The sequence below is a fragment of the Pseudomonas marginalis genome, assembly GCF_024169655.1.
Lineage (GTDB): Bacteria > Pseudomonadota > Gammaproteobacteria > Pseudomonadales > Pseudomonadaceae > Aquipseudomonas > Aquipseudomonas paraveronii.
On sequence record NZ_JALJWV010000001.1, the window covers coordinates 5599138 to 5625751 of the forward strand.

Below are 26614 nucleotides of genomic sequence, written 5' to 3' on the forward strand. Positions count from 1 at the left end.
GGGATACAACCATGGTTGCTTTTACTCCCATACCCAAGATCAAGAATCTCGACAGACTGCTGACGCATTGCCAGAGTCGTCGGTACCCGGCCAAGCACAACATCATCTGCGCAGGCGAACGCTCCGAAACACTGTTCTTCATTATCAAGGGCTCGGTCACGATCCTGATCGAGGATGAAGACGGCCGCGAGATGATCATTGCCTACCTCAATACCGGCGATTTCTTCGGGGAACTGGGGTTATTTGAACAAGCCGGCAAAGAGCAGGAGCGCAGCGCCTGGGTGCGGACCAAAGTCGAGAGCGAAGTCGCCGAGATCAGTTACGCGAAGTTTCGTGAACTGACCCAGCACGATCCCGACATCCTCTACGCACTGAGCGGCCAGATTGCCCAGCGCCTGCGGGACACCACACGCAAAGTCGGCGACCTGGCATTCTTTGATGTCACCGGCCGCGTGGCCCGTTGCCTGCTGGAGTTGTGCAAACAGCCCGACGCCATGACTCACCCGGATGGCATGCAGATCAAAGTCACGCGCCAGGAGATCGGGCGCATTGTCGGTTGTTCACGGGAGATGGTCGGTCGCGTGCTCAAGGATCTGGAAGAGCGCAACCTGGTAGACGTCAAAGGCAAGACGATGGTGGTGTTCGGCACCCGCTAAACCGGCAAGAAGCCGGCCAGCATCTGCCGGTACAAAGTATCCAGCCGGCTGATCGCATCCGGTGCGGGGAAGGCTTCGTGCAGGGCGATATGGCTGTCGGCGCGAACGCGCTGTTCCAGGCCGCAGGCTTGATTGAAACGATTGACCGCCGCGATCAGTTCTTCGCGGTCGTTGTCCAGCAACAAGGCTCCGTGTACCAACCCCACCGGACGTCCACCGCTTTGGCGCCAGCGCTGGGCGGTGCCGACCATTTTGCGGCCATTGAGGTTGACGTTGTAGCGACCGTCGCAGAACGCGCCGTCGATTTCGCCGACGGAGGCATCGCCGCCCAATTCGAGCAGCAGGTCGCAGATCGGCTGGCACAAACGCAGGTAGCCGGTTTCGATGCGCGCCTGATCGCCTTCGCTGCGCGGCGGTGCGTAGACCAGGGCGATATTCACCGTTGCGCTCGACTGCGGCACCGGCTCGCCGCCGGTTTCGCGCAACAGCACCGGCCAACCGGCCTGCGCCGACACCTGGCTAGCCAGCTCGAACGCCGGCAAGCGGCTCAAACGACGCGGCATCACCAATGCCTGGTCGCTGGGTTGCCAGAACAGCAAACCAAACGCCCGCTCACCCGCGCACACTTCAGCCAGTAAGGCCTGCTCGGCAGCAAGCCCGGCTTCGACGCTCATCGACACTGGCTGGATCATCGAACACCTACCTCGCTGAATAAACACAAAACCCAATGTGAATGTGGGAGGGGGCTTGCCCCCGATGGCGGTGGTTCAGCCAGCACATCTGTCACTGGAACACCGCCATCGGGGGCAAGCCCCCTCCCACATTTTGAGCGTATTTCAAGTCAATCCAGGGTCGAACCGCTGACCGCCACACCGCGCTCCGGGAAGAACAGGCGTTGCAGTTCCGCGCCCGGGTTCTCAGCGCGCATAAAGGTCTCGCCCACCAGGAACGAATACACCTCGCTGATTTCCATCAGCTCCACGTCGGCGCGGTTGACGATGCCACTTTCGGTAATCACCAGACGGTCTCGCGGGATACGCGGCAGCAGGTCGAGGGTATTTTCCAGGCTGACTTCGAAGGTGTGCAGGTTACGGTTGTTGACTCCCACCAACGGCGTGTCGAGGGTTTTCAGCGCACGTTCCAGTTCATCGCCGTCGTGAACTTCCACCAGCACATCCAGGCCGACGCTTTTGGCCACGGCCGCCAGTTCGGCCATCTTCACGTCATCCAGCGCAGAGACGATCAGCAGCACACAGTCGGCGCCCAGGGCGCGGGCTTCAACGATCTGGTACGGATCGATCATGAAGTCCTTGCGGATCACCGGCAACTTGCACGCCGCACGGGCCTGTTGCAGGAACAGGTCGGAGCCCTGGAAGAAATCGATATCGGTCAGCACCGAGAGGCACGTCGCCCCGCCTTTCTCATAGCTGACAGCGATGTCCGCCGGTACGAATTTTTCGCGGATCACGCCTTTGCTCGGCGAGGCCTTCTTGATTTCAGCGATGACGGCCGGCTGCTTGAGCTTGGCCTGGGCGATCAAGGCCTTGGCGAAGCCACGCGGCGCATCGGCGATTTTCGCCTGGCTTTCCAGCTCGGCCAGGCTCACGCGGGCACGGCGTTCAGCGACTTCTTCGGCTTTGCGGGCCAGGATCTTTTCCAGAACGGTCGGCACACTCATCCTTCATTCTCCATCTTGAACACCGCAGTAAAGGCCCCTAGCTCTTCGAGCTTCTCGCGGGCAAGGCCGGTGTGCAATGCATCATGCGCAAGGGCCACGCCTTCTTTAAGACTATAGGCGTGATCGGCGGCATAGAGCGCCGCGCCGGCATTGAGCACAATCATTTCTGCGGCTTTCTGGCCGTTTTCGGTCTTGCGACGCCCCAAGGCGTCCTGAATCAACGCCAGGGAGGCCGCCGGGCTTTCCACCGCCAGGCCGTGCAGGCTCTGGCTCTTCATGCCGAGGTCTTCGGGCTCGACCCAATATTCGGTGATCTGATCATTCTTCAGCTCCGCCACAAAGGTCGGTGCCGCCAGGCTGAATTCGTCCAGGCCGTCTTTCGAATGCACTACCAGCACATGCTTGCTGCCCATGCGCTGCAACACTTCTGCCAACGGCCGGCACAGGGCCAGGCTGAACACGCCCACCACCTGATGCTTCACACCGGCCGGATTCGTAAGCGGGCCGAGCATATTGAACAGGGTACGCAGGCCGAGATCCTTGCGCGGGCCGGCTGCGTGTTTCATCGCGCCGTGGTGGGACTGGGCAAACATGAAGCCGATGCCCACGTTGTCGATGCAGCGCGCCACTTGGACGGGTGTCAGGTTCAGGTAGATCCCGGCCGCTTCGAGCAAGTCCGCGCTGCCGCTTTTGCCGGACACCGCTCGGTTGCCGTGCTTGGCCACGGTGCAACCCGCCGCCGCGACCACGAAGGACGCCGCCGTGGACACGTTGAAAATATTCGCACCGTCGCCGCCGGTGCCGACCACATCGACCACGCCGTCGAGGGTCTTGAGCTCGACCTTGTCTGCCAGCTCACGCATCACCGACACGGCGCCGACGATTTCGTCGATGCTCTCGCTCTTCATGCGCATCGCCATCATGAACGCGCCGATCTGCGCGTCGGTGCATTGACCGGTCATGATCTCACGCATCACATCGCTCATTTCCGCGGTGCTCAGGTCCAGATGGCCGACGATACGGCTCAGGGCAGTCTTGATATCCATGAAAAGTCCTTAGCGCGTGCCGCCGCTCTGCTTGAGAAAGTTGGCGAACAGCTCGTAGCCCTGCTCGGTCAGGATCGACTCGGGGTGAAACTGTACCCCTTCGATATTCAGTGTCTTGTGGCGCAGGCCCATGATCTCGTCGACCGAGCCGTCTTCCAGTTGGGTCCAGGCGGTCAGCTCCAGGCAGTCGGGCAGGGTTTCGCGCTTGACCACCAGCGAGTGGTAGCGCGTCACGGTGACCGGCAGCTTGAGGCCTTCGAACACGCCAAGGTTGTTATGGAACACCGGGCTGGTCTTGCCATGCATCACTTGGCGCGCCCGCACCACCTCACCGCCAAACGCCTGGCCGATGGACTGGTGGCCCAGGCACACGCCGAGGATCGGCAGCTTGCCGGCGAAATACTTGATGGCTTCAAGGGACACGCCCGCTTCGGTCGGCGTACACGGGCCAGGCGAAACCACGATGCGCTCCGGGTTCAGCGCGGCGATTTCGGCGACGGTCAGTTCGTCGTTGCGCACCACCTTGACCTCGGCACCGAGTTCGCCCAGGTACTGCACAACGTTGTAGGTAAAGGAATCGTAGTTATCAATCATCAGCAACATGGGGGAAACCTCAAGAATTCTTAGCCCTGGGGGGTCTGTTCAGCCAACGCCACTGCACGGAACATGGCGCGGCGCTTGTTCAGGGTTTCTTCCCATTCGAGGGCCGGCACCGAGTCGGCGACGATCCCGCCACCGGCCTGCACATGCAGCTCCCCGTCCTTGATCACCGCCGTGCGAATCGCAATGGCGGTGTCCATGTTGCCGTTCCAGGCGAAATAGCCCACGGCGCCGCCGTAAACACCACGCTTGACCGGCTCCAACTCGTCGATGATCTCCATCGCCCGAATCTTCGGCGCGCCCGACAAGGTGCCCGCCGGCAGAATCGCCCGCAACGCGTCCATCGCGGTCAGGCCGGCCTTCAACTCGCCGGTGACGTTGGAGACGATGTGCATCACGTTGGAATAGCGCTCGATGACCATCTTCTCCGTCAACTTCACCGAGCCGATTTCCGAGACGCGCCCGGTGTCGTTACGGCCCAGGTCGATCAGCATGAGGTGCTCGGCGATTTCCTTGTCATCGCTGAGCAGGTCTTCTTCCAGCGCCAGGTCCGCTTCCTCGGTCGCGCCACGCGGGCGAGTGCCGGCAATCGGGCGCACGGTGATCAGGTTGTCTTCGACGCGCACCAGCACTTCCGGCGAACTGCCGACGACGTGGAAGTCGCCGAAGTTGAAGAAGTACATGTACGGCGTCGGATTGAAGCAACGCAGCGCGCGGTACAGGTCGATCGGCGCGGCCTTGAAGTCGATGGACATGCGTTGCGACGGCACCACCTGCATGCAGTCGCCGGCGAGGATGTATTCCTTGATGGTATCGACCGCCCGCTCGTAGTCATCCTGGGTAAAGCTGGAGCGGAACACCGGGTCGGCCGCCGGCGGACGGCGCAGGTCCAGACCGCGACGCGGGGTGATCGGCTGGCGCAGTTTTTCCAGCAGGGCTTCGAGGCTGGCCAGGCCTTGCTCGAAAGCGTCGGCCTGGGATGGGTCGGCGAGCACGATCGCGTGCATCTTGCCGGCAAGGTTGTCGAACACCACCACGGCGTCGGAGACCATCAGCAGAATGTCCGGAACGCCCAGTGGATCGGGGTTCGGGCATTTGCCCAGGCGTTTTTCCACATAACGCACGCAGTCGTAGCCGAAATACCCGACCAGGCCGCCATTGAAACGCGGCAGCCCAGGGATGGTCGGCACGTTGTAGCGCGCCTTGAAGGTTTCGACGAAGGCCAGCGGGTCTTCGACGTCATGGCTTTCGATCTCGACGCCGTCATGGGTGATGCTGACGTGATGGTCGTACACCCGCATGACCGTGCGGCATGGCAGGCCGATGATCGAGTAACGGCCCCACTTCTCGCCGCCCTGTACCGATTCGAGCAAGTACGAGTTGGGCTCGTCGGCCAGCTTCAGGTAGATCGACAGCGGCGTATCGAAGTCGGCCAGGGTTTCGCAGGCCAGGGGGATACGATTATAGCCGGCAGCGGCCAAACGCAGGAATTCTTCGCGGATCATGAGGTGCCTCGTGGCATGAGGGTCTAACGGTCAGGTATGCAAACGTGCCGCAACGCGCGGCGAGGATCAGTCAGGCGCGCCAACGCCAGCGGGCCAGGGCCTTGATGACTTTCATCCAGAGTTTGCGAGTGACTACCACGATGGCACTTCCAGAGGGGGACGGATCGGTGTCCGGCAACGTTATCTCAGCGCCAGCTCCCAAGCAACCGGGGATTAGCCGGCGCAGGTCATCAATCACCAGCGAGGGCGACTCTTCGGCGATCGGCCGACCGTGGTTATAGCCGTAACTCAAGGCGACGCACTGCACGCCCGCCGCTTTGGCCGCGAGCACATCACTGCGCGAATCGCCGACAAACAGCGACTCGGACGCCGGGATATTGGCCATTTTCATCACAAAGAACAGCGCCGCCGGGTCGGGCTTCTTCTGCGGCAACGTATCGCCACCGATGATCCAGCGGAAGTAACGACCGATTTTCAGCTGGTCCAACAGCGGCGCGACGAAGCGCTCCGGCTTGTTGGTGATCAGGGCCATTTCCACGCCCTGCTTGCTCAGCCATTTGAGGGTGTCGCGCACGCCGGGGTACACCACGGTCAGTTCGTGGTGGTCTTCATAGGCCGTATTGAACAACTCCAGGGCGTGTTCGGCCTCGACATCATCGACACCCTCGGCGTCAATGTGGTTCGCCAGCGCGCGGCGTACCAGCACCTGCGCGCCATTGCCGACCCATTCACGCACCGACTCGATGCCGACCGGCTTGCGCCCCAGTTTGAGCAGCATCTCGTCCACCGCCGCCGCCAGGTCCGGCACCGAATCGATCAACGTACCGTCCAGATCGAACATCACCAGCCGTGGCAGTTTGCCGGGGAACAGCCGCTCAAAGCCACTCATGGACGCGCCAGCGCCAGTTCTGCGCGCATCTTGGCGATGACTTCGTGGTAGTCCGGCGCATTGAAGATCGCCGAGCCGGCCACAAAGGTGTCGGCACCGGCAGCAGCGATTTCGCGGATGTTGTTGACGTTGACCCCACCGTCGATTTCCAGGCGGATGTCACGCCCCGAAGCATCGATCAGCGCGCGGGCTTCGCGCAGCTTGTCGAGGGTGCCGGGGATGAACTTCTGCCCGCCGAAACCCGGGTTGACGCTCATCAGCAACACCATGTCGACCTTGTCCATCACGTACTTGAGCACGTCCAGCGGGGTCGCCGGGTTGAACACCAGGCCCGCCTTGCAGCCGCCTTCGCGGATCAGTTGCAGGGTTCGGTCGACGTGCAGCGAGGCTTCCGGGTGGAAGGTGATGTACGTCGCGCCGGCCTCAACGAAGTCACCGACGATGCGGTCCACCGGGCTGACCATCAGGTGCGCGTCGATCGGCGCGGTGACGCCGTACTTGCGCAACGCCGCGCAAACCATCGGGCCGATAGTCAGGTTCGGGACGTAGTGGTTGTCCATGACGTCGAAGTGGACGAAGTCGGCACCGGCGGCCAACACCTTGTCCACTTCCTCACCGAGGCGGGCGAAGTCGGCGGAGAGAATCGATGGAGCGATAACGAAGGGCTGCATGACGCACCTTTTTTGAGCTAAATCACGATGGCGCGCATTGTATACCTCATGCTTTGCCCTGCGCACCGTGACCTAACTCAACGGCTAGTACGCTGCCCGATAGATTTTCTCGATATCGGCGGCGCTGAGCCGGCGCGGATTGTTGCGCATCAGGCGCTCGATACCCGCCGCTTCCGTGGCCATGCCCGCGAGGGCGTCTTCGGGGATGCCGAAACTGCGCAGGCCCGAAGGGATCTCCACGTCGGCACACAGCCGCGTCATCGCCTCGACCGCCTGGTCGGCGGCAGCGTTGACGCTCAGGCCGGCGATATTCACGCCCATGGCTTGGGCAATGTCCTGCATGCGCTCGACACACGCCAGCTTGTTCCAGTGCATGACATACGGCAGCAACAGCGCATTGCTCACGCCATGGGCGATATTGAAGCGCCCGCCCAGCGGGTAGGCCAACGCATGCACCGCCCCGACTCCGGCGTTACCGAACGCCATCCCGGCCATCAGGCTGGCGGTGGCCATGTCGTCGCGGGCCTGCAAGTTGGCCGGGTTGGCGTAAGCCTTGGGCAACGCCTTGGTAATCAGCTTGATCGCGCCGATGGCCAAGGCATCGGTAATCGGTGAGGCATTCAGCGACAGGTAGGACTCGATGGCATGCACCAGCGCATCCACGCCACTGGCGGCGGTGACGCTGCGTGGGCAGGTCAGGGTCATCTGCGGGCTGATGAGTGCGACGTCCGGCAGCAGGAAGTCGCTGACGATGCCCTTTTTCAGTTGTGCGACCTTGTCGGAGAGGATCGCGACGTTGGTCACTTCCGAGCCGGTGCCGGCCGTCGTGGGAATGGCGATCAACGGCGGGCCCTTGCGCGGTACCTGGTCGACGCCGAACAGATCCGCCAGCGCGCCGTGATAACCGGCATAAGCCGCCACGCTTTTGGCGATATCGATCGCACTGCCGCCGCCCAGGCCGATCAGGCCGTCATGCCCGCCTTCGCGGTAGGCGCGCATGCAATCTTCGACAATGGCGATTTCCGGGTCGGGCAGCACCCGGTCAAAGATCTCGTAGGCGCGCCCGCCCAAATGCGCCAGCGCCAGCGCCACCGTGCCGGACTTGACCAGCGCGGCGTCGGTGACGATCAGCGGGTTGTCGATATCCAGCCGCGTCAGCTCGGTGGCAAGTTGTTCGATGGCACCGGCGCCAGTCAGCAGTTTGTGGGCGATCTTGAATGAGCAAGTACTCATGTGCGCGGCCTCTTGTTGATTGTGGGCTGGCACAAGAGTAGCTGAAGGAGATCGGTTGTATTCCATTCAACAGCTGAATGGTCACAGTACCCATGTGGGAGGGAGCAAGCTCCCTCCCACATTTAGACCTGGGCGGTGCGCAGTTTTTCGCTACGGCCTCGCAGCCATTCCAGGGTCAGCAGCAGCAACACCGAAAAGGCAATCAGCAAGGTCGCCGCTGCCGCAATCGTCGGGCTGAGGTTTTCGCGGATACCGCTGAACATCTGGCGCGGCAGGGTCGCTTGCTCGGGGCCGGCGAGGAACAGCGTCACCACCACTTCGTCGAACGACGTGGCAAACGCGAACAACGCTCCGGAAATCACCCCCGGCGCGATCAGCGGCAAGGTCACCCGGCGAAACGCGGTCAACGGCGATGCCCCCAGGCTGGCCGCCGCCCGCACCAGGTTATGGTTAAACCCCTGCAAGGTCGCGGACACCGTGATGATCACAAACGGCACGCCCAACACGGCGTGGACCACGATCAACGAGAAGAAACTGTTACCCAGCCCCAGCGGCGCGAAGAACAGGTAGCTGGCCACGCCGATGATCACCACCGGCACCACCATCGGCGAAATCACCAGGGCCATCACCAGCGCCTTGCCGGGGAAATGCCCACGGGTCAGGCCGATCGCCGCCAACGTGCCGAACACCATGGCCAGCACGGTGGCCGCCGGGGCGACGATGACGCTGTTCTTCAGCGCACGCATCCATTCGGCCGAGGCGAAGAAGTCGTGGTACCAGTGCAGCGAGAAGCCTTGCAGCGGGTACACCAGAAAACTGCCGCTGTTGAACGACAGCGGGATGATCACCAGCACGGGCAGAATCAGGAACAGCAGGATCAAGCCGCAGAGGATCCGCAAGCTGTAGAACCACACCCGCTCCACGGGCGACATATAAGGGCTCAGCATCGCAAGGTCTCCTTAGCTCAGGCGCAGGCGGCTGGCGCCCACCAGCCGGTTGTAGATCAAGTACAGCACCACGGTGGCCAGCAGCAGCAAGCCGCCCAGCGCTGTCGCCATGCCCCAGTTGATACTGGTGTTGGTGTAGAAGGCCACGAAGTAGCTGACCATCTGGTCGTTCGGGCTGCCCAGCAAGGCCGGGGTGATGTAGTAACCAATCGCCAGGATGAACACCAGCAGGCAGCCTGCGCCCACACCGGCGTAGGTTTGCGGGAAGTACACACGCCAGAAGCTGGCGAATGGGTGACAGCCCAGGGAAATCGCGGCACGCATGTAGGTTGGCGAGATGCCTTTCATCACGCTGTAGATCGGCAAAATCATGAACGGCAGCAGGATATGCACCATGGAGATGTAGACCCCGGTGCGGTTGAACACCAGTTCCAACGGCTTATCGATCAGGCCCATGCCCATCAGCGCGCTGTTGATCAGGCCGCCGGACTGCAGCAGCACGATCCACGCCGCCACGCGCACCAGGATCGACGTCCAGAACGGCAGCAGGACCAGAATCATCAGCAGGTTGCTTTGCCGTGCCGGCAGGTTCGCCAGCAGGTAGGCCAGCGGATAGGCCAACAGCAGACAGACAACGGTGATCACCAAGCCCATCCAGAAGGTGCGGGCGAAGATGTCCAGGTAGATCGCCTGGTCCGGCGTGGCCGGGGCCACTTCGCCGAGGTCGTCGATGCGGTGATCGACGGCCGCCAGCAGGTAGTACGGCGTCAGGCTGCTGGTATTGCGTCGGATCGCCTGCCAGTACGCCGGGTCGCCCCAGCGTTCATCGAGGGTTTCCAGCGCTTCTTTATAAGAGGCCGGCGCTTCGGTAAACGGCAGCGCACGGGCGGTTTTGGTCAGCAGGCTGCGATAGCCGGCCAGTTCCATGTTCAAGCGTTTGGACAGATCGCCGAGGGTCTGGTTTTTGCGCGCTTCGCCGAGGTCCTCGCTGAGCGCCTGGTACACCGGTTCGCCAGGCAAGCCGCGACCGTCCCAGGTCTTCACCGCCACCACCGTGCGCGGCAAGCCGCCCACGACTTCCGGGTTACCGACACTTTTGTATAGCAGCGCAACGATCGGCACCAGGAACACCAGCAGCAAAAACAGCACCAGTGGCGCAATCAAGGCCTGCGCCTTCCAGCGATTAAGCCGCTCGGCACGCGCCAGGCGCTGCTTGAGGGTGGGGCTGTTGACCTCGGTCGAGGGAACGGCGATGGCCATGGCTAACTCCGAAACTTGAAAATGAATGCACTCTGCCAAACGCAGCAGATCCCCTGTGGGAGGGAGCTTGCTCCCGATGGCGGAATGTCAGTCAGTACATCTATCAACTGATACACCGCTATCGGGGGCAAGCCCCCTCCCACATGGAGTTACTTGGCAGCCCAGGAATTGAAGCGCTGCTCGAGTTGCTCGCCGTTATCCGCCCAGAAGCTCACATCGATCTGCACCTGGTTGGCAATGTTCTCAGGCGTGGTCGGCATGTCTTTCAAGACGTCTTTGGCCAGCAGCGGTACGGCTTGGGTGTTGGCCGGGCCGTAAGCGATGTTTTCCGAGTAGATCTTCTGCTGCTGAGGCTGCACCGAGAAGGCGATGAACTTCTTCGCCGCTTCTGCACGATCCTTGGCCAGGCCTTTTGGAATAGCCCACGCGTCGAAGTCGTAGATGCCACCGTTCCAGACCACTTTCAGGTTGCTCTCTTTCTGTACGGCAGCGATGCGACCGTTGTAGGCCGAGCTCATCACTACGTCACCCGAGGCGAGGTACTGCGGCGGTTGCGCGCCGGCTTCCCACCACTGGATCGACGGCTTGAGTTCGTCGAGCTTCTTGAACGCACGGTCCTGGCCATCTTTGCCGGCCAGCACTTTGTACACATCCTTCGGCGCTACGCCGTCGGCCATCAACGCGAATTCGAGGGTGTACTTGGCGCCCTTGCGCAGGCCGCGTTTGCCAGGGAATTTCTTGGTGTCCCAGAAATCCGCCCAACTGGTCGGCGCGCTGCTCAGCTTGTCGGCGTTGTAGGCGAGCACGGTCGACCACACGAAGAAGCCCACGCCGCATGGCTGGATGGCGCCTTTCACGTAGTCAGCGGTGTTGCCGAACAGTTTCGGGTCCAACGGTTCGAACATGTCTTCGTCGCAGCCGCGGGACAGTTCCGGCGACTCCACTTCCACCAGGTCCCAGGACACGCTCTTGGTGTCGACCATGGCCTTGACCTTGGCCATTTCACCGTTGTACTCGCCGGCGACGATTTTGCCGTTGCCCGCACTTTCCCACGGTGCATAGAAAGCCTTGACCTGTGCTGCCTTGTTCGCGCCACCAAAGGACACGACCGTCAGGTCCGGGCCGGCCATGGCCTGAGTCGCGCCGATCAAACCGATCGCCAGAGCGGAATACTTAAGGGATCTCAACATTGTTGTTCTCTCCACGTGCAGGGTTGGTGAAGCCATGGGGGCGATTATTTCGCCTCTAGAAGTGGGTCGAGTGCGCGAACGTGCTCGACTTGCCAGCCAATCGGTACCACGTCGCCGACCGCCAGTGCCGGGTCCAGCTCGGCGATCGGTTGTTTCACAAAAAAATCGGTCATGCCGCAGACTTCCAGGCGCACGCGCACGTGGTCGCCCAGGTAAACGAATTCCGCTACTCGCCCGGAGAAGCGGTTCACGCAACGTTCGCTGGAGCCATTGAGGCTGACGCGCTCAGGCCGCACCGACAAGGTCACCGGGCCGCCGATCTGGCCGACGTTCACCGCCAGCGCCTCGACTTTCTCGCCCCGCGCCAGTTCCACCACGCAGCGGTCGCCGGTGTGGCTGTGCAGGCGACCGTTAAGGCGGTTGTTTTCGCCGATGAAGTTGGCGACGAAGGTGTTCTTCGGCTCTTCATACAAGGTGCGCGGCGCAGCGATCTGCTGGATCTCGCCCTGGTGGAACACGGCCACCCGGTCCGACATGGTCAAGGCTTCACCCTGATCGTGGGTCACATACACCACGGTCACGCCGAGGCGTTGGTGCAGGTGCTTGATCTCCATCTGCATGTGTTCGCGCAGTTGCTTGTCGAGGGCGCCGAGGGGTTCGTCCATCAGCACCAGCTGTGGTTCGAACACCAGCGCCCGGGCCAATGCCACACGCTGTTGCTGGCCGCCGGAGAGTTGCGCCGGGTAGCGCTGGGCGAAGGCGTCGAGCTGGACCATGCTCAGCACGCGTTTGACCCGCTCGCTGACATCGGTCTTGCTCAACCCCCGCACCGACAGCGGAAACGCCAGGTTCTCGGCCACGGTCATGTGCGGGAACAACGCGTAGTTCTGGAACACCATGCCGATATCGCGCTTGTGCGGCGGCACGTTGTTGATCGCGCGCCCGGCCAGCTGGATTTCGCCAGCGGTCGGCGTCTCGAAGCCGGCAAGCATCATCAGGCTGGTGGTCTTACCCGAACCCGATGGCCCTAGCAGGGTGAGGAACTCGCCCTTGCGAATCTCCAGGTTGAGGTCCTTGACGATCAGGTTCTCGCCGTCGTAGCTCTTCTGCACGCCACGAAAGCTGACCAGTACATCATTTGAATCCACCTCGCTCATACCCGCACCTTTGTGTTTTGGACTGCTGTGGCACAAGCGTAGTCCAGGGACGGAGCCCCGGAAATCGGGGGCCAGGAGAGAATCACATCAGCCGGATGGAAGGTTGGGGGTAGGGAACGCCCTACAGCGATGGCGGGGATAGGACAGCGCCGCTATGAGCGCCAGGCTGCAAGCGCCAAGAACCGGCAACTGGCGCGTTGAAGGGGGTCGCAAACAGGTATGTCGTCAGAGCAGCTTGTGTTCCATGGCGTACTTCACCAGTTCGGCCAGGGAGGTGATATTGAGCTTTTGCATCAGCCGCGCCTTGTGGGTGCTGATGGTCTTGCTGCTCAATGCCAGTTGCTGGGCGATGTCGTTGACGTTGGCGCCCTGGGCCAGGCGCTCGAACACCGAGAACTCGCGCTCCGACAGCAGCGAATGCAAGGGCCGTGAATCGGTCAGGCCGACCTCGAAGACCATGCGATCGGCCAGGTCCGGGTCGATATAACGACCACCGGCCGCGACCTTGCGAATCGCCATCAAGAGCAGCGCCGGGTCGCTGTCCTTGGTGGCATAACCGGCCGCACCCACCTTCAAGGCCCGCGCGGCCATCTGCGCTTCATCGTGCATCGACAGCACCAGGATCGCCGGCGGGTTGCTCAGCGCACGAATCCGCGCAATGGCTTCCAGGCCGTTGACGCCGGGCATCGAGATATCCAGCAACACCACCTCGCAAGGCACATGCCGCAAGGTCTCCAGCAACTGCTCGCCATTGCCCGCCTCGCCCACCACCAGCAGGTCTTTGGCCAGGCCGATCAATTGCTTGATGCCTTCACGCACGATGGTGTGGTCTTCGGCTACCAGTACACGGATCACAAGGGCTTCCTCTTATCGTTATGCATCCAGCGGCACCGTCACACTCAGGGTGGTGCCCTCCCCCGGCTCGCTGTCCAGGCTCAACTGCCCGCCCATGATCAGCACACGCTCACGCATGCCGACCAGGCCAAACGACACCGGGCGGCCCTGGGCCTCGACGAAACCGACGCCGTCGTCGCTGATGGTCAGCCGCAGTTGCTTGCCCTCCACCGCCAGGGTCAGCTCGACAGTATGCGCCTGGGCATGGCGCATCACATTGGTCAGCGCCTCCTGCAGGATACGGAACAGGCCGATGGCCTTGGCATCGCTCAAGGCCGGCAGGTTATCCGGGACTTGTACCAGGCAGGGAATCTGCGTGCGCGCTTCGAAGCGCCGTGCCTGCCACTCGATCGCCGAGGCGATCCCCGCGTCGAGAATCGGCGGGCGCAACGCCGTGGCCACGTCGCGCACCAATTGAAACAGTTGGGCGATCAGGCGCTTCATGCTGTTCAGGCGCTCGTTCAGGCCGGGGTCCAGTTGCGCATAAGCCAGCTCGCACATCGAGGTTTCCAGCTTGAGTACGGTGAGCATTTGCCCAAGTTCGTCGTGTACTTCCCGGGCGATGCGCGCCTTTTCTTCTTCGCGCACGGTTTCCAGGTGCGCCGACAGCTCACGCAACTGCGCTTCGCTTTGCAGCAACGCAGCCACATAACGGCGACGCTCGGTGACGTCATTGAGGTAGACCACCAGGTATTCGCCTTCGGCAAACCGCAGAAAGCTCAACGACACTTCGGCCGGCAGGATGCTGCCGTCTGCGCGCAGACAGTCGGCGGCGAAGTGCTGCGGGCCGTCTTCACTGTTACGCGCGCGTTTCCATAGGTTCAGCCAGCGGTCCATGCTCAGGCTCGGGTCGAAATCGGCCAGCGGACGCTCGATCAGCGCGCCGGGACCGTAGCCGAGCATGGTTTCCGCCGCCAGGTTGGCGTAGCGCACATGGCTGTCCCAATTGACCCAGAGGATGCCGACGGTACTTTGATCGATGGAAAACTGCGTCAGGCGCAGCGCTTCGGCACCGGCGGCGCGTGCGGCGCTTTCTTCGCGAGCGGCGAGCAGGTTGTGTTCCAGCACACGTTGCTGGCGACGCTGCCAGAACACCACCGCGAGGCTGGCGAGCAGCAACAACCCCAGCAGCAGGCTGAGGTTTTGCCACAGGCCGGGAGACTCGGATAGACGCGGGTATTTGGGTTGCAGCCAGCGGTTGTGCAACTGGTCCAGATCGCGGGCAGGGATGGCGCGCAACGCGCTTTCCATGATGCCGGACAGTTCCGGCCAGTCGCGGCGGGTCGCCACCCGCAGCAATTGCGGCAGGCCGATATCGCCGACCACCGCCAGCCCGGAAAACTCAGCCTCGCCCGACAACCGGCTCAGTTGCGCCTCATCCACCACGGCATAACGTGCCTGCTGGCTGACCAGCAACTGCAAGGCCTGGCGCTCGATGGGCACGCCTTGCACGTTAAGGCCGGGATAAGTGCTGCGCAGGTAATCGGCCACGGCGCTGGGCATGCGCACGGCAACGCGGGAATGCTCGTCGAGTTTTTCCAGCTCCACCGCACCGCCGCCCTCACGGACACCGACGATGTGCTGGGGCACGCGCATATACGGGTCGGTGAACAACCACAGGCGCAAACCGGCCGGGGTTTGCTGCAGACCGGGGGCAATGTCCACCTCGCCGTCGCGCAGGGCGGCTTCCAGTTGCTCCTGAGTGGGGAAGTTGCGCCACGTCAGCTCGATGTTCAGGGCCTTGGCCAGCCATTGCATCAACTCGACATTGGCCCCGGACAACCGCTGCAGGCGCCGATCGTATTGCGCATACGGCGCCTGCAAGACCAGGCCCACCCGCAATTCCGGGTGCTGCGCCAGCCATTCGCGTTGCGGCACAGTGAGCTGCGCTTGCACCGCAACAGGCGCAGGCGCCGCCCCCGCCATCAAGGCAAAGCACATACAGCCGATAACCAGCAGACAGCGAAAACCCATGATCCACGTCTCACATCACTGACAAATACTGACCAACCCATTAGGCTGCTGGAATCACTTCTGGCCGGGAATAAACGATGCCACCTCGAAACCGTTCGGCACTGCCAGCATTGTGCCTGTCACTCCTCTTTACCGCCGTCTTTTCTGCCCAGGCCGCCGACGCGCCTGCGCCGGCAGCCGAAAAACCGCTCGAACGCCTGCCCCTGCCGGAGCGTAGCCAGGAAGAAGCCCGCGCCCTCGAGCGCCAAATCCCACGGGAAGAACAGCAACAGTTGCAGGCCGGCAGCGATTCATTCCTGGCTCTGTGGAAACCGGCCAACAGCGCCGAAGCCGAAGGCGTGGTGATTATCGTACCTGGCGCGGGTGAAAATGCTGACTCGCCGCAAGCAATTGCACCATTGCGGCGTAAATTGCCGGATGCCGGCTGGGGCACCCTCAGTCTGTCACTGCCGGACGTGAACCTGGACACCTTGCCACCACGGGTGATCGAAGCGCCCAAGGCGGCCGTCGACACCAGCAGCAAAGACGGCAGCACCGCCGCCAAACCGATCGAGCAAGCCGCCAGCGCCGAAGCCGAAGGCACCGACCCGGCCGTGGTGCCGGGCGCGGATGAACAGGACAAGACCGATGCCAAGCGCATCTTCGAACGCATCGATGCCGCCGTCGCTTTCGCCCAGACCCAAGGCGCCCGCAGTGTCGTGCTGCTCGGTCATGGCAGCGGCGCCTGGTGGGCCGCGCGCTACCTGAACGAGAAACAACCGAGCCAGGTGCAGAAGCTGGTGATGGTGGCGGGCAAGGCCCCCGTGGGTCGCCAACCGGACCTGCAACAACTCGCCCCGGGCTTGAAAGTGCCCACGGCGGATGTCTTCTATCAGGACGCCGCCCAGGACCGAAACACCGCACGGGAACGCGCCCAGGCCGCCAAACGCTTGAAGAATGACGGCTACAAGCAGGTGTCACTCAAGACCGTGCCCGGTAACAGTGCGGCCGAGCATGAGCAGCTCTATCGACGGGTTCGCGGGTGGTTGAGCCCCGAGCCCAAAGACAGCTGATCGCCCGCTCCAAAACGGGCGACTAGCGGAAATCCCGCCGCTCGCGAATCAACGTATAGGCGTTATGCAGTTCGCGGGTTCGCTCGGTGGCCTCAAGCACTTGCGCGGGGCTCGCGCCGGTGCCGGCGATCTTGTCCGGGTGGTGGCGGCTGAGCAGGCGACGATAGGCGTGCTTGATCACCGCCGGCTCGGTGGTGCTGGTCACCCCCAGAATCCGCAACGCCTCCTGATACGCGGCGCCACGGCTGGCCACCGGCTTGCGCTCCGGCGCGTAATCGGCGGCCAGCGCCTGAAGCTGTTGTGGCGTCCAGCCCAGCCACTTGCCCCACAGGTTGATCAAGTCGCGCTCGGCATCATCCGCACGGCCATCCGCCCAAGCCATCCGCCAACAGGCGCGCAATACGCCTTCTGCCGCGTGGGGCTGGGACTTGAGGACGCGCAGGTAAGCACGCACCCGGTCAGAACCGGATTTACCGCGATTGAACGCCGCAATCGCGCGGCGCTGGGCCGGCTCCGTCATGTCCAGCGCACGCATTTCCTGGCGTGCCTGCTGGATATGCCCGTCCACCACGCGGCCATTGCTTTTGGCCAGACGGCCCAGCAGCACAAACAACAGCTCGTCATTGCGCAACGCCGAACGCCCGCCCAGGCGCTCACGCAACTGTGCCCAACTGTGCAGTTGCAGGCGGCGATCCAACGCCTGCCCCAGCAAGGCGCCCAACAAGGCCCCCGGAATACTGGCAATGGCAAAGCCAGCCCCGGCGCCGATCAGCGTCCCTGGCCACAACATTCTTAGCGCCCCGCTGTCAGCAGGGTTTCGACTTGCGCCAGGCGCTCCAGCGTGCCGACATCAATCCAGCGTCCCGTCATGTGTTCCCCCGTTACCTGCCCTTGCGCCATCGCTGCGCGCAACAGCGGCGCCAACTTGAAGGCACCGGCGCTGCAACCCGCGAACAATTTGGGGTCGAGCACTGAAATGCCACTGAAGGTCAGGTTATCGGCACCGGGCGCTGCATCATGAAGCACACCATGATCCAGGTAGAAATCCCCGCCCGAGGGGTGATGCGCCGGGTTATCGACCATCACCAAGTGGGCCAGGCCCTGGAGGGGACGCTGGAGCTGGGCGAAGTCGTAGTCGGTCCAGATATCGCCATTGACCACCAGAAAAGGCTCATCCCCCAGCAACGGTAACGCCTGGAAAATCCCGCCGCCGGTTTCCAACGGTTCGCCCTCGGGGGAGTAGCGGATGCGCAGGCCAAACTGCGCACCGTCGCCCAGATAACTTTCAATCTGCTGGCCAAGCCAGGCGTGGTTGATCACGATATCGCTGAAACCGGCCTTGGCCAGCGCCTCCAGGTGGTACTCGATCAGGCGTTTGCCGCCCGCCTGCACCAACGGCTTGGGCGTGTGCAAGGTGAGCGGACGCATCCGCTCGCCTTTGCCGGCCGCCAGGATCATCGCCTTCATACGCTCGCCTCGGCGGGTTGGCGCAGGCTGGCCAACAGTTCAGCCAGTTCGCCCAACTCGGGGCGGTCCGCCAGTACCGCGTCTATATAGGCAAAGAAGCGCGGCACGTCGGCCAGGTAGCGTGGCTTGCCGTCGCGGTGGCAGATGCGCGCGAAGATACCGATCACCTTGAGGTGACGCTGCACGCCCATCAGGTCGCTGGCGCGCTGGAAGTCGTCGAAATCCGCCTGCACCGGGATGCCCAGTGTTGCGGCGCGCTCCCAGTAGCCGCGCTGCCATTCGCGCACGCGGGCCTGGGGCCAGCTGAGGAAAGCGTCCTTGAACAGGCAGGTGATGTCGTAGGTCACCGGGCCATAGACCGCGTCCTGGAAATCCAGCACGCCGGGGTTCGGTGCGCTGATCATCAGGTTGCGCGGCATGTAGTCGCGGTGTACCAGCACTTTCGGCTGGGCCAGGGCGCTGTCGATCAGGCGCTCGCTGACACGCTGCCAGAGCGCCTGCTGGTGCGCGTCGAATTCGATCCCCAGGTGTCGGCGCACGTACCATTCGGGGAAGAGTTCCAGTTCGCGGCGCAGTAAAGCGACGTCATAGCTGGGCAGCGGCGCGTGCATCGGCAACTGCTGAAAAGCCAGCAAGGCGTCGATGGCATCGGCAAACAATTGATCGGCATTTTGCTCGTCAATCACGTCCAGGTAGGTTTTTCTGCCCAGGTCGTTGAGCAAAAGAAAGCCACGCGGCAAATCTTCTGCATAAATTTTTGGCACATTTATTCCCGATTTCGCCAGCAAATCGGCGATATCGACGAAAGGTTTGCAGTTTTCCTGGGGGGGTGGAGCGTCCATCACCACGAAAGTATGCGCCCCGCCTTCCCAGCGGAAGTAGCGCCTGAAACTCGCGTCGCTACTGGCCGCGGTCAATGTGGCCGGGGGTACGACGCCCCAGTCCTGAGCGTTGAAGAGGATCGGCAACTGCTCATCCAGCCAGACTTTCAGCTGTTGTAAACGTAGATCTTGCTCGGGCATTACAAGGGTCTCCGACGGCGCTAGCCGTCAAGCGGGTCATGCTTTATTATCACGCATCTTTTTCAGACCATCGAGAGGCGTGCGGCCCACACCGCGGGCAGATGGCACGCAGGAAGCCCGGACTAATAAGATGGCATTGAAATCCCCCGCGTTTCGTAGAAAATTTCCGTTGCTGGTAACCGGCAGTCTGCTGGCCATGCAACCCTTCGCCACTTCATTCGTGGTCGCCGCGGAACAGTATGACTGCTCAGTCTCTGCTTCGGGTGCCTGGGATTGCGCGCCGAAAACCGCCGCCGCCCCATTGCCACCGCGTCCGGTGCATGACGGTGCAGCCGTCAGCTCGGCCAACAGCACGGCGCAGGCCGAGGCTGGTGGCAGCGCCGAGGCCGAGCCGAAGACCGCACTGGTCACCGAATCCAAGGGCCGTGGCCTGCGTTCGCGCAGCGCCGACTACAGCCACCTGGACTGGGTGCCCCGCGAGAAGCTGACCGCCGCCCAACTGGCTGAAACCGGCCCTTATTGCTCCGGCGCGTACATCGAGCCGATTCGTCCTGGCATGAACGACAAGACGAAGCAGAGCGATGCGCCGACCTTCATCGGCGCCAAGGCTTCGCGTTACGAGCAGGAACAACAGGTCGCAACCCTGGCCGGTGACGTCGTCCTGCGCCAGGGCAGCATGCAGCTTGAGTCTGAAGAAGCCAGCCTGTACCAGGCCGAAAACCGTGGCGAGCTGAACGGCAATGTCCGTCTGCGCGACAACGGCGCCCTGATCGTCGGCGACCACGCCCAGGTCCAGCTCGATACCGGCGCGGCACAGATCGACAACGCCGAATACGTGATGCACAAGTCACGCATCCGCGGTAACGCGCTGTACGCCAAGCGCGCCGAAAACGCGATCATCCGTCTCAAGGACGGTACGTACACCACCTGCGAGCCAGACAGCAACGCCTGGCAGCTCAAGGGCAACAACATCACGTTGAACCCGGCCACCGGTTTCGGTACGGCCACCAACGCGACGCTGCGGATCAAGAACATCCCGATCCTGTACACCCCTTACATCTATTTCCCGATCGACGATCGTCGTCAATCCGGCTTCCTGCCGCCGAGCTTCAGCACCGGCAGCGAGACTGGCTTTACGCTGGTGACGCCGTACTACTTCAACCTGGCACCGAACTACGACGCCACGTTGTACCCGCAATACATGACCAAGCGCGGCTTGTTGATGGAAGGCGAATTCCGCTACCTCACCAAATCCAGCGAAGGCCAGTTCGGCGGCGCGTACCTGAACGACGACAGCGACGAACGCAGCAAGCAGACCGATTACGAAAAAACGCGCTATATGCTCAATTGGCAGCATAAGGGCGGGTTGGATTCGCGACTGACGACCCAGGTGGATTACACCAAGATCAGCGATCCTTACTACTTCCAGGATTTGAAGTCGTATGAGGAAGGGGTTGAGAGTCGGGACTACCTGAACCAGCAAGGCTCTGTGGCTTATCGAGGCGATTCTTACCAAGCGCGCGTGAACGTCCAGGCTTATCAGTTGGCAACGATCTCTCAGATCACGCCATATGATCGGTTGCCGCAGATCACCTTCAATGGTGCGCTGCCGTACCATCCGGGCGGGTTGAACTTCACCTACGAGACCGAAGCGGTTCGCTTTGAACGTAGCCTGGAAAAGGGCACGTTTACCGATGAAAATGGCCTCGAGTCGGCTCGACTGGACACTTACGTCACAGGCCTGACCCGCGCAAACGGTACTCGCTTGAACGCCGCCCCTGCCGTCGACTACCCGATGAACTGGACCTACGGCTTTATTACGCCGAAGTTGAAGTACGTCTATACCAAGTACGACCTCGACCTTGACGGTACCGGCAAGACGCAAATGGCTTCAGCCGGTCAGACGTTCAAGAGTTCGCAAGATCGCGCCGTGCCAATCGCCAGCGTCGACAGCGGCCTGTACTTCGACCGCAACACCAACTGGTTCGGCAAAGACTATCGCCAAACCCTCGAGCCGCGTGCGTTCTACCTTTATGTGCCGAATAAAGACCAGAGCGACATCCCGGTTTTCGACACCAGCGAATACTCGTTCAGCTACGCCTCGCTGTTCCGTGACAACCGCTTCAGCGGCACCGACCGGATCGGCGATGAGAACAAGCTGTCCCTGGGTGTCACCAGCCGCTGGATCGAAGAAAACGGCTTCGAACGCCAACGCGTCAGCGTCGGCCAAGCCCTGTACTTCAAGGACCGCGAGGTTCAACTGCCCGGTATCGTGGCAGCCGACCGCGCCGACTCCCAGAGCGACGTTTCGCCAATCGCCCTGGACTACGAGTTCCGCTTCAACCGCGACTGGCGTGCCACTGCCGACTACAACTGGGACACTGAAAGCCACGCTCCACGTTCCGGCAGCGCGATGTTCCACTACCAGCCGGAAGACAACCCGAACAAGGTCGTCAACCTCGGTTATCGCTATCGCAACGACCAGGTGGTCTACAACCAGCTGACCGGCAAATGGCAGTTTGGTGGTGACTACGGCGAAGAAGGCAAGCCCGGCTTCGTGAAGGATTACTACAAAATCCAACAACACGACTTCTCGATGATGTGGCCGATCATTCCCCAGTGGAACATGATCACCCGCTGGCAGTACGACTACGCCCGCAACCGTACCCTGGAAGCCTTCGGTGGTTTCGAGTACGACAACTGCTGCTGGAAACTGCGCGTCATCAACCGTTACTGGGTTTCCAACGACGAATACAGCCAGATCGCCCCGCTTAACGAAAAGGGTGACCACGGGCTCTTCTTCCAGATCGTCCTCAAAGGACTCGGCGGCCTGACCGGCGCCAAGGTAGAGAGCTTCCTCGACAAAGGCATTCAAGGTTATCGTGAACGTGAAGATCAAGCTTTCTGATTGTCTGCGCCCGCTCGTGCTGGGCGCGCTGTTCCTGGGTACCGTATCGGCGCATGCCGCGGTTCAACAGTTGGATAAGGTCGTGGCCATCGTCGATAACGACGTGATCATGCAGAGCCAACTGGACCAACGGGTCAAGGAAGTTCAGCAAACCATCGCCAAGCGTGGCGGTGGTATGCCGCCTACCAGCGTCCTGGACCAACAGGTGCTGGAGCGCCTGATCGTCGAAAACCTGCAATTGCAGATCGGTGATCGTTCCGGCATCCGTATTTCGGACGAAGAACTGAACCAGGCCGTCGGCACCATCGCGCAACGCAACAACATGAGCATCGATCAGTTCCGCGCCGCCCTGGCCCACGATGGCCTGTCCTATGAGGACGCACGTGACCAGATCCGCCGCGAAATGATCATCAGCCGTGTGCGTCAGCGCCGTGTGGCCGAGCGGGTTCAGGTCTCCGAGCAGGAAGTGAAGAACTTCCTCGCATCGGACCTGGGCAAGATGCAGCTCTCCGAAGAACTGCACCTGGCCAACATCCTGATCCCGACCCCGGACAGCGCCAACTCCGAGCAGCTCAATGCAGCCGCCGCCAAAACCCAGGCTATCTATGATCGCCTGAAGGGCGGTGCTGACTTTGCTCAAATGGCCATTGCCCAGTCCGGCAGCGACAACGCCCTGGAAGGCGGCGATATGGGCTGGCGCAAAGCTGCTCAATTGCCACCTCCGTTCGACCGTGAACTGAGTGCCATGGAAGTGGGCGGCATTACCCAGCCAGCCCGTACCCCTGGCGGCTTCATCATCCTCAAGTTGCTGGAACGTCGTGGCGGCGAAACCTCGCTGAAAGACGAAGTGCACGTTCGTCACATCCTGGTTAAACCAAACGAAGTCCGCACCGAAGCGCAAACCAAGGAACTGGCCCAGAAGATCTATGACCGCATCGAAAGCGGCGAAGACTTTGCCACCCTGGCCAAAAGTTTCTCGGAAGACCCAGGCTCTGCCCTTAACGGTGGCGACCTCAACTGGATCGACCCGAGAGCGCTGGTGCCGGAGTTCCAGGAAGTGATGGCCAAGACCCCGCAAGGCGTACTGTCCAAACCATTCAAGACTCAATATGGCTGGCATGTACTGGAAGTCCTTGGCCGCCGCGCCACCGACAACACCAGCCAGGCCCGCGAACAGCAAGCCCTGACCGTGCTGCGCAACCGCAAGTACGACGAAGAGCTGCAAACCTGGTTGCGTCAGATCCGTGACGAAGCCTACGTAGAAAACAAACTGCCAGGCGCCGAGCAAACAGGCACCAACCAGGCAAACCAGTGAAACCCCAGCGTTTCGCAGTCACACCCGGCGAGCCGGCCGGCATTGGTCCAGACCTGTGCCTGCTGCTCGCCTCGCAACCCCAGCCACATCCCCTGATCGCCATTACCAGCCGCGACCTGCTCCTTGAGCGGGCCGCGCAGCTGGGCGTGTCCGTCAAGTTGCTGGACGTTGCGCCGGGCAACTGGCCCGACCTGCCAGCCCCTGCGGGCAGCCTGTATGTGTGGGATACCCCGCTGCTGGCCAAGGTGGTCACCGGGCAACTGAACAAGGCCAATGCGGCCTTTGTGCTGGAAACCCTGACCCGTGCCGGACAAGGCTGTCTCGACGGCGACTTCGCCGGCATGATCACGGCCCCCGTACACAAGGGCGTGATCAACGAATCCGGTATCGCCTTTTCCGGCCATACCGAATTCCTCGCCGAACTGACCCACACCGCCCAAGTCGTGATGATGCTGGCCACGCATGGCCTACGCGTCGCCCTGGTGACCACACACTTGCCGCTGCGCGATGTGGCCGATGCCATTACCGTTGAGCGTCTGGAGCGCGTCACGCGCATCCTGCACGCCGACCTGCAACAGAAATTCGGCATCGCCCAACCGCGCATCCTGGTCTGTGGGCTCAACCCTCACGCCGGTGAAGGCGGCCACCTGGGCCATGAAGAAATCGACATCATCGAACCCACCCTGGAGCGTCTGCGCCAAGACGGCATGGACCTGCGCGGCCCATTGCCTGCGGACACTCTGTTTACCCCCAAATATCTGGAGCACTGCGACGCAGTGCTGGCGATGTACCATGACCAAGGGCTGCCCGTGCTGAAATACAAAGGCTTCGGCGCCGCAGTCAACGTGACGCTGGGCCTGCCGATCATCCGTACTTCCGTCGACCATGGCACCGCCCTGGACCTGGCAGGCAGCGGCAAGATCGACACCGGCAGCCTGCGCGTGGCCCTGGAAACCGCCTATCAGATGGCCGAGACCCGTATATGACCGAGCATTACCAACACCGGGCGCGCAAGCGCTTCGGGCAAAACTTCCTGCACGACGCTGGCGTGATTGACCGCATCCTGCGCTCCATCCATGCCAAGCCCGAAGACCGTCTGCTGGAAATCGGCCCGGGCCAGGGCGCACTGACCCAAGGCCTGCTGGCCAGCGGCGCGCAACTGGACGTGGTTGAGCTCGATAAAGACCTGATCCCGATCCTCAACCAGCAGTTTGGCGGCAAGTCCAATTTCATCCTGCACCAGGGCGATGCGCTGAAGTTCGACTTCACCAGCCTCAATGCCGCGCCCAACAGCCTGCGGGTCGTGGGCAACCTGCCGTACAACATCTCCACGCCGCTGATCTTTCACCTGCTGAACAACGCCGGGATCATCCGCGACATGCACTTCATGTTGCAGAAAGAAGTGGTTGAGCGCCTGGCTGCCGGCCCTGGCGGCGGTGATTGGGGCCGTCTGTCGATCATGGTTCAGTACCACTGCCGCGTCGAACACCTGTTCAACGTAGGCCCGGGCGCGTTCAACCCGCCGCCGAAGGTCGATTCGGCCATCGTGCGCCTGGTGCCCCACGCCGTGCTCCCACACCCGGCCAAGGATCACAAACTGTTGGAGCGCGTCGTGCGCGAAGCCTTCAACCAGCGCCGCAAGACCCTGCGCAATACGCTCAAAGCGCTGTTGAGCAACGCCGAGATCGAAGCCGCCGGCGTCGACGGCAGCCTGCGCCCGGAACAACTGGACCTGGCCGCGTTCGTGCGCCTGGCCGACCAGCTTGCGATCCAACCGCCGCCCGTCGCGGACTGAAGCCCGACCCTGCACCCGGCCAGACAGCATGTCTGGCCTAGTGCACACCTCTTGGCCTAGACTGATCCGCATCTGCTGTCCTCCGCTTTTGCTTTTAAGGCCTCTTGCATGTCCGATCCTCGCTACCAGATCGACGTCAGCGTCGTTACCCGCTTCCTGGCGGACCAATCGCAACCCGAACAGAACCGTTTCGCCTTTGCCTACACCGTCACGGTGAAAAACAACGGGCTGGTGCCGGCCAAGCTGCTGTCACGCCACTGGGTGATCACCGACGGTGACGGTCAAGTGGAGGAAGTGCGTGGTGCCGGCGTTGTCGGCCAGCAACCGCTGATCGATAGCGGCGCCAGCCATACCTACAGCAGCGGCACGGTGATGACGTCCAAGGTCGGCACCATGCAAGGCTCGTATCAGATGAAAGCCACCGACGGCAAACTGTTCGACGCGATCATCCAGCCATTTCGTCTCGCCGTGCCCGGAGCCCTGCACTGATGGCAACCTATGCGGTCGGCGACCTGCAAGGCTGCCTGGAACCCCTCAAGTGCCTGCTCGAACGCGTGGCCTTCGACCCGGCGAACGATCGCCTGTGGCTGGTGGGCGACCTGGTCAATCGTGGCCCCGAATCCCTGGAGACCCTGCGCTACTTATATGGCCTGCGCGATTCCCTGGTGTGCGTACTGGGCAACCACGACCTGCACCTGCTGGCGGCTGGCAGTAACATCGAGCGTCTGAAAAAGGGCGATACCCTGCGGGAAATCCTCGAAGCGCCGGACCGAGTCGACCTGCTGGACTGGCTGCGCAGGCAAAAGATCATGCACTACGACGAGCACCGCGACATGGTGCTGGTCCACGCCGGTATTCCACCGCAGTGGACGCTGAAAAAAGCCCTCAAGTGCGCTGCCGAAGTCGAAAGCGCCATGGCCGATGACAACCGGTACATCGCCTACCTCGACGGCATGTACGGCAATGAGCCAGTGAAATGGGACAACGAGCTGACGGGTGTCGCCCGCCTGCGCGTGATCACCAACTATTTCACACGCATGCGCTTCTGCACCGCCGACGGCAAGCTGGACCTCAAGAGCAAGGAAGGCGCCGACACTGCGCTGCCCGGCTACAAGCCGTGGTTCGCCCACAAGGAACGCAAGACCCGCGACACGAAGATCATCTTCGGTCACTGGGCGGCCCTCGAAGGCAAATGCGATGAACCCGGCGTGTTCGCCCTCGACACCGGCTGCGTGTGGGGCGGCGCCATGACCCTGATGAACATCGACACCGGCGAGCGTCTGAGCTGCCAGTGCCCCTCCCCTATTCCCCTTACCCCGACGGTTGCCGCCAAGCGCTAGACGCCGCGAGCCGCC

The 26614-nt window shown here is 62.2% G+C and carries 25 protein-coding genes; 8 read left to right on the plus strand and 17 right to left on the minus strand.

The annotated features are described in order from the left end of the window. Positions 1 to 11 precede the first annotated feature (11 nt). The gene (gene crp / locus J2Y83_RS25935; RefSeq protein WP_253399597.1) at positions 12 to 656 is read left to right on the plus strand and encodes a cAMP-activated global transcriptional regulator CRP; all 645 of its coding nucleotides are present in this window, start codon (positions 12 to 14) and stop codon (positions 654 to 656) included. On the opposite strand, the gene J2Y83_RS25940 is transcribed toward crp, so the two are convergent. From J2Y83_RS25940 to J2Y83_RS26005, 14 genes are all read right to left on the minus strand, one after another. Next, on the minus strand, positions 653 to 1348 hold the full coding sequence (locus J2Y83_RS25940; protein ID WP_253399599.1) for a lipoate--protein ligase family protein: 696 nt from the start codon (positions 1346 to 1348) through the stop codon (positions 653 to 655). The two genes, crp and J2Y83_RS25940, sit on opposite strands and share 4 nt — an antisense overlap. A gap of 149 nt (positions 1349 to 1497) precedes the next feature. After that, positions 1498 to 2334 (minus strand): indole-3-glycerol phosphate synthase TrpC, encoded by an 837-nt coding sequence (trpC, locus tag J2Y83_RS25945; RefSeq protein ID WP_253399601.1) that lies wholly within the window; start codon positions 2332 to 2334, stop codon positions 1498 to 1500. Then, positions 2331 to 3380 (minus strand): anthranilate phosphoribosyltransferase, encoded by a 1050-nt coding sequence (trpD, locus tag J2Y83_RS25950; protein WP_247401722.1) that lies wholly within the window; start codon positions 3378 to 3380, stop codon positions 2331 to 2333. The genes trpC and trpD overlap by 4 nt, the downstream gene beginning before the upstream one ends. Before the next feature lie 9 nt (positions 3381 to 3389). Beyond that, the gene (locus J2Y83_RS25955; protein ID WP_253399604.1) at positions 3390 to 3983 is read right to left on the minus strand and encodes an aminodeoxychorismate/anthranilate synthase component II; all 594 of its coding nucleotides are present in this window, start codon (positions 3981 to 3983) and stop codon (positions 3390 to 3392) included. 20 nt (positions 3984 to 4003) lie between these two features. Beyond that, a complete protein-coding gene (trpE, locus tag J2Y83_RS25960; protein ID WP_247401718.1) occupies positions 4004 to 5485 on the minus strand; it encodes an anthranilate synthase component I in 1482 nt (493 codons plus the stop codon). A 70-nt stretch (positions 5486 to 5555) separates the two neighbouring features. Beyond that, positions 5556 to 6374 carry a phosphoglycolate phosphatase gene (locus J2Y83_RS25965; RefSeq protein ID WP_253399606.1) on the minus strand — a complete coding sequence of 273 codons (819 nt, stop codon included), beginning with the start codon at positions 6372 to 6374 and terminating at the stop codon, positions 5556 to 5558. Further along, entirely contained in the window at positions 6371 to 7045 is a 675-nt protein-coding gene (gene rpe / locus J2Y83_RS25970; RefSeq protein ID WP_253399616.1) for a ribulose-phosphate 3-epimerase, read from the minus strand. The genes J2Y83_RS25965 and rpe overlap by 4 nt, the downstream gene beginning before the upstream one ends. 84 nt (positions 7046 to 7129) lie before the next feature. After that, the gene (locus J2Y83_RS25975) at positions 7130 to 8278 is read right to left on the minus strand and encodes an iron-containing alcohol dehydrogenase (RefSeq protein ID WP_253399618.1); all 1149 of its coding nucleotides are present in this window, start codon (positions 8276 to 8278) and stop codon (positions 7130 to 7132) included. Between the two features lie 122 nt (positions 8279 to 8400). Then, positions 8401 to 9225 (minus strand): ABC transporter permease, encoded by an 825-nt coding sequence (locus J2Y83_RS25980; RefSeq protein ID WP_253399620.1) that lies wholly within the window; start codon positions 9223 to 9225, stop codon positions 8401 to 8403. A gap of 12 nt (positions 9226 to 9237) precedes the next feature. Continuing rightward, entirely contained in the window at positions 9238 to 10485 is a 1248-nt protein-coding gene (locus J2Y83_RS25985) for an ABC transporter permease (RefSeq protein WP_247401713.1), read from the minus strand. Between the two features lie 149 nt (positions 10486 to 10634). Then, positions 10635 to 11675 (minus strand): ABC transporter substrate-binding protein, encoded by a 1041-nt coding sequence (locus J2Y83_RS25990; RefSeq protein WP_253399628.1) that lies wholly within the window; start codon positions 11673 to 11675, stop codon positions 10635 to 10637. Between the two features lie 44 nt (positions 11676 to 11719). Then, positions 11720 to 12832, minus strand: a complete 1113-nt coding sequence (locus J2Y83_RS25995) for an ABC transporter ATP-binding protein (protein WP_253399630.1) — start codon at positions 12830 to 12832, stop codon at positions 11720 to 11722. A gap of 225 nt (positions 12833 to 13057) precedes the next feature. Beyond that, complete coding sequence (locus J2Y83_RS26000) at positions 13058 to 13687, minus strand: response regulator (protein WP_017847801.1); 630 nt, start codon at positions 13685 to 13687, stop codon at positions 13058 to 13060. Positions 13688 to 13705: 18 nt separating this feature from the next. Further along, positions 13706 to 15700: a sensor histidine kinase gene (locus J2Y83_RS26005; RefSeq protein ID WP_253399632.1), complete on the minus strand. Its 1995-nt coding sequence runs from the start codon at positions 15698 to 15700 to the stop codon at positions 13706 to 13708. A 77-nt stretch (positions 15701 to 15777) separates the two neighbouring features. Between J2Y83_RS26005 and J2Y83_RS26010 the strand changes: the two genes are divergently transcribed. Beyond that, a complete protein-coding gene (locus J2Y83_RS26010; protein ID WP_253399634.1) occupies positions 15778 to 16752 on the plus strand; it encodes an alpha/beta hydrolase family protein in 975 nt (324 codons plus the stop codon). A gap of 22 nt (positions 16753 to 16774) precedes the next feature. On the opposite strand, the gene J2Y83_RS26015 is transcribed toward J2Y83_RS26010, so the two are convergent. Genes J2Y83_RS26015 through J2Y83_RS26025 form a run of 3 tightly spaced genes read right to left on the minus strand, consistent with a single transcriptional unit; the run spans position 16775 to position 19241 of the window. Next, the gene (locus tag J2Y83_RS26015; protein WP_253399636.1) at positions 16775 to 17542 is read right to left on the minus strand and encodes a TerB family tellurite resistance protein; all 768 of its coding nucleotides are present in this window, start codon (positions 17540 to 17542) and stop codon (positions 16775 to 16777) included. 2 nt (positions 17543 to 17544) lie between these two features. After that, the gene (murU, locus tag J2Y83_RS26020; protein ID WP_247404535.1) at positions 17545 to 18219 is read right to left on the minus strand and encodes an N-acetylmuramate alpha-1-phosphate uridylyltransferase MurU; all 675 of its coding nucleotides are present in this window, start codon (positions 18217 to 18219) and stop codon (positions 17545 to 17547) included. Further along, positions 18216 to 19241 (minus strand): aminoglycoside phosphotransferase family protein, encoded by a 1026-nt coding sequence (locus J2Y83_RS26025; RefSeq protein ID WP_253399649.1) that lies wholly within the window; start codon positions 19239 to 19241, stop codon positions 18216 to 18218. The genes murU and J2Y83_RS26025 overlap by 4 nt, the downstream gene beginning before the upstream one ends. A gap of 130 nt (positions 19242 to 19371) precedes the next feature. On the opposite strand from J2Y83_RS26025, the gene J2Y83_RS26030 reads away from it, so the two are divergent. The 6 genes from J2Y83_RS26030 (at position 19372) to J2Y83_RS26055 (ending at position 26599) form a co-directional block, all read left to right on the plus strand. After that, positions 19372 to 22149, plus strand: a complete 2778-nt coding sequence (locus J2Y83_RS26030; protein ID WP_253399652.1) for an LPS-assembly protein LptD — start codon at positions 19372 to 19374, stop codon at positions 22147 to 22149. After that, entirely contained in the window at positions 22124 to 23464 is a 1341-nt protein-coding gene (locus tag J2Y83_RS26035; protein ID WP_253399654.1) for a peptidylprolyl isomerase, read from the plus strand. Before J2Y83_RS26030 ends, J2Y83_RS26035 begins: the two co-directional genes overlap by 26 nt. Continuing rightward, entirely contained in the window at positions 23461 to 24450 is a 990-nt protein-coding gene (gene pdxA, locus J2Y83_RS26040) for a 4-hydroxythreonine-4-phosphate dehydrogenase PdxA (RefSeq protein WP_253399656.1), read from the plus strand. Before J2Y83_RS26035 ends, pdxA begins: the two co-directional genes overlap by 4 nt. Continuing rightward, the gene (gene rsmA, locus J2Y83_RS26045) at positions 24447 to 25259 is read left to right on the plus strand and encodes a 16S rRNA (adenine(1518)-N(6)/adenine(1519)-N(6))-dimethyltransferase RsmA (RefSeq protein WP_017847810.1); all 813 of its coding nucleotides are present in this window, start codon (positions 24447 to 24449) and stop codon (positions 25257 to 25259) included. The genes pdxA and rsmA overlap by 4 nt, the downstream gene beginning before the upstream one ends. 108 nt (positions 25260 to 25367) lie before the next feature. Further along, positions 25368 to 25748, plus strand: a complete 381-nt coding sequence (gene apaG / locus J2Y83_RS26050) for a Co2+/Mg2+ efflux protein ApaG (protein ID WP_253399658.1) — start codon at positions 25368 to 25370, stop codon at positions 25746 to 25748. Continuing rightward, the gene (locus J2Y83_RS26055; protein WP_253399660.1) at positions 25748 to 26599 is read left to right on the plus strand and encodes a symmetrical bis(5'-nucleosyl)-tetraphosphatase; all 852 of its coding nucleotides are present in this window, start codon (positions 25748 to 25750) and stop codon (positions 26597 to 26599) included. Before apaG ends, J2Y83_RS26055 begins: the two co-directional genes overlap by 1 nt. The last annotated feature ends 15 nt before the right edge of the window (positions 26600 to 26614 follow it).

Bases quoted from the DNA above. Each gene is read 5' to 3' on its own strand.
- J2Y83_RS26055 (WP_253399660.1), top strand. From the start codon at position 25,748: ATGGCAACCTATGCGGTCGGCGACCTGCAAGGCTGCCTGGAACCCCTC.
- trpD (WP_247401722.1), bottom strand. From the start codon at position 3,380: ATGGATATCAAGACTGCCCTGAGCCGTATCGTCGGCCATCTGGACCTG.
- J2Y83_RS25975 (WP_253399618.1), bottom strand. From the start codon at position 8,278: ATGAGTACTTGCTCATTCAAGATCGCCCACAAACTGCTGACTGGCGCC.
- J2Y83_RS26015 (WP_253399636.1), bottom strand. From the start codon at position 17,542: ATGTTGTGGCCAGGGACGCTGATCGGCGCCGGGGCTGGCTTTGCCATT.
- J2Y83_RS25980 (WP_253399620.1), bottom strand. From the start codon at position 9,225: ATGCTGAGCCCTTATATGTCGCCCGTGGAGCGGGTGTGGTTCTACAGC.
- rpe (WP_253399616.1), bottom strand. From the start codon at position 7,045: ATGCAGCCCTTCGTTATCGCTCCATCGATTCTCTCCGCCGACTTCGCC.
- crp (WP_253399597.1), top strand. From the start codon at position 12: ATGGTTGCTTTTACTCCCATACCCAAGATCAAGAATCTCGACAGACTG.
- J2Y83_RS25965 (WP_253399606.1), bottom strand. From the start codon at position 6,374: ATGAGTGGCTTTGAGCGGCTGTTCCCCGGCAAACTGCCACGGCTGGTG.
- rsmA (WP_017847810.1), top strand. From the start codon at position 24,447: ATGACCGAGCATTACCAACACCGGGCGCGCAAGCGCTTCGGGCAAAAC.
- apaG (WP_253399658.1), top strand. From the start codon at position 25,368: ATGTCCGATCCTCGCTACCAGATCGACGTCAGCGTCGTTACCCGCTTC.
- J2Y83_RS26010 (WP_253399634.1), top strand. From the start codon at position 15,778: ATGCCACCTCGAAACCGTTCGGCACTGCCAGCATTGTGCCTGTCACTC.
- J2Y83_RS25955 (WP_253399604.1), bottom strand. From the start codon at position 3,983: ATGTTGCTGATGATTGATAACTACGATTCCTTTACCTACAACGTTGTG.
- J2Y83_RS26005 (WP_253399632.1), bottom strand. From the start codon at position 15,700: ATGGGTTTTCGCTGTCTGCTGGTTATCGGCTGTATGTGCTTTGCCTTG.
- J2Y83_RS25990 (WP_253399628.1), bottom strand. From the start codon at position 11,675: ATGTTGAGATCCCTTAAGTATTCCGCTCTGGCGATCGGTTTGATCGGC.
- J2Y83_RS25985 (WP_247401713.1), bottom strand. From the start codon at position 10,485: ATGGCCATCGCCGTTCCCTCGACCGAGGTCAACAGCCCCACCCTCAAG.
- murU (WP_247404535.1), bottom strand. From the start codon at position 18,219: ATGAAGGCGATGATCCTGGCGGCCGGCAAAGGCGAGCGGATGCGTCCG.
- J2Y83_RS25940 (WP_253399599.1), bottom strand. From the start codon at position 1,348: ATGATCCAGCCAGTGTCGATGAGCGTCGAAGCCGGGCTTGCTGCCGAG.
- trpC (WP_253399601.1), bottom strand. From the start codon at position 2,334: ATGAGTGTGCCGACCGTTCTGGAAAAGATCCTGGCCCGCAAAGCCGAA.
- J2Y83_RS26030 (WP_253399652.1), top strand. From the start codon at position 19,372: ATGGCATTGAAATCCCCCGCGTTTCGTAGAAAATTTCCGTTGCTGGTA.
- J2Y83_RS25995 (WP_253399630.1), bottom strand. From the start codon at position 12,832: ATGAGCGAGGTGGATTCAAATGATGTACTGGTCAGCTTTCGTGGCGTG.
- trpE (WP_247401718.1), bottom strand. From the start codon at position 5,485: ATGATCCGCGAAGAATTCCTGCGTTTGGCCGCTGCCGGCTATAATCGT.
- J2Y83_RS26025 (WP_253399649.1), bottom strand. From the start codon at position 19,241: ATGCCCGAGCAAGATCTACGTTTACAACAGCTGAAAGTCTGGCTGGAT.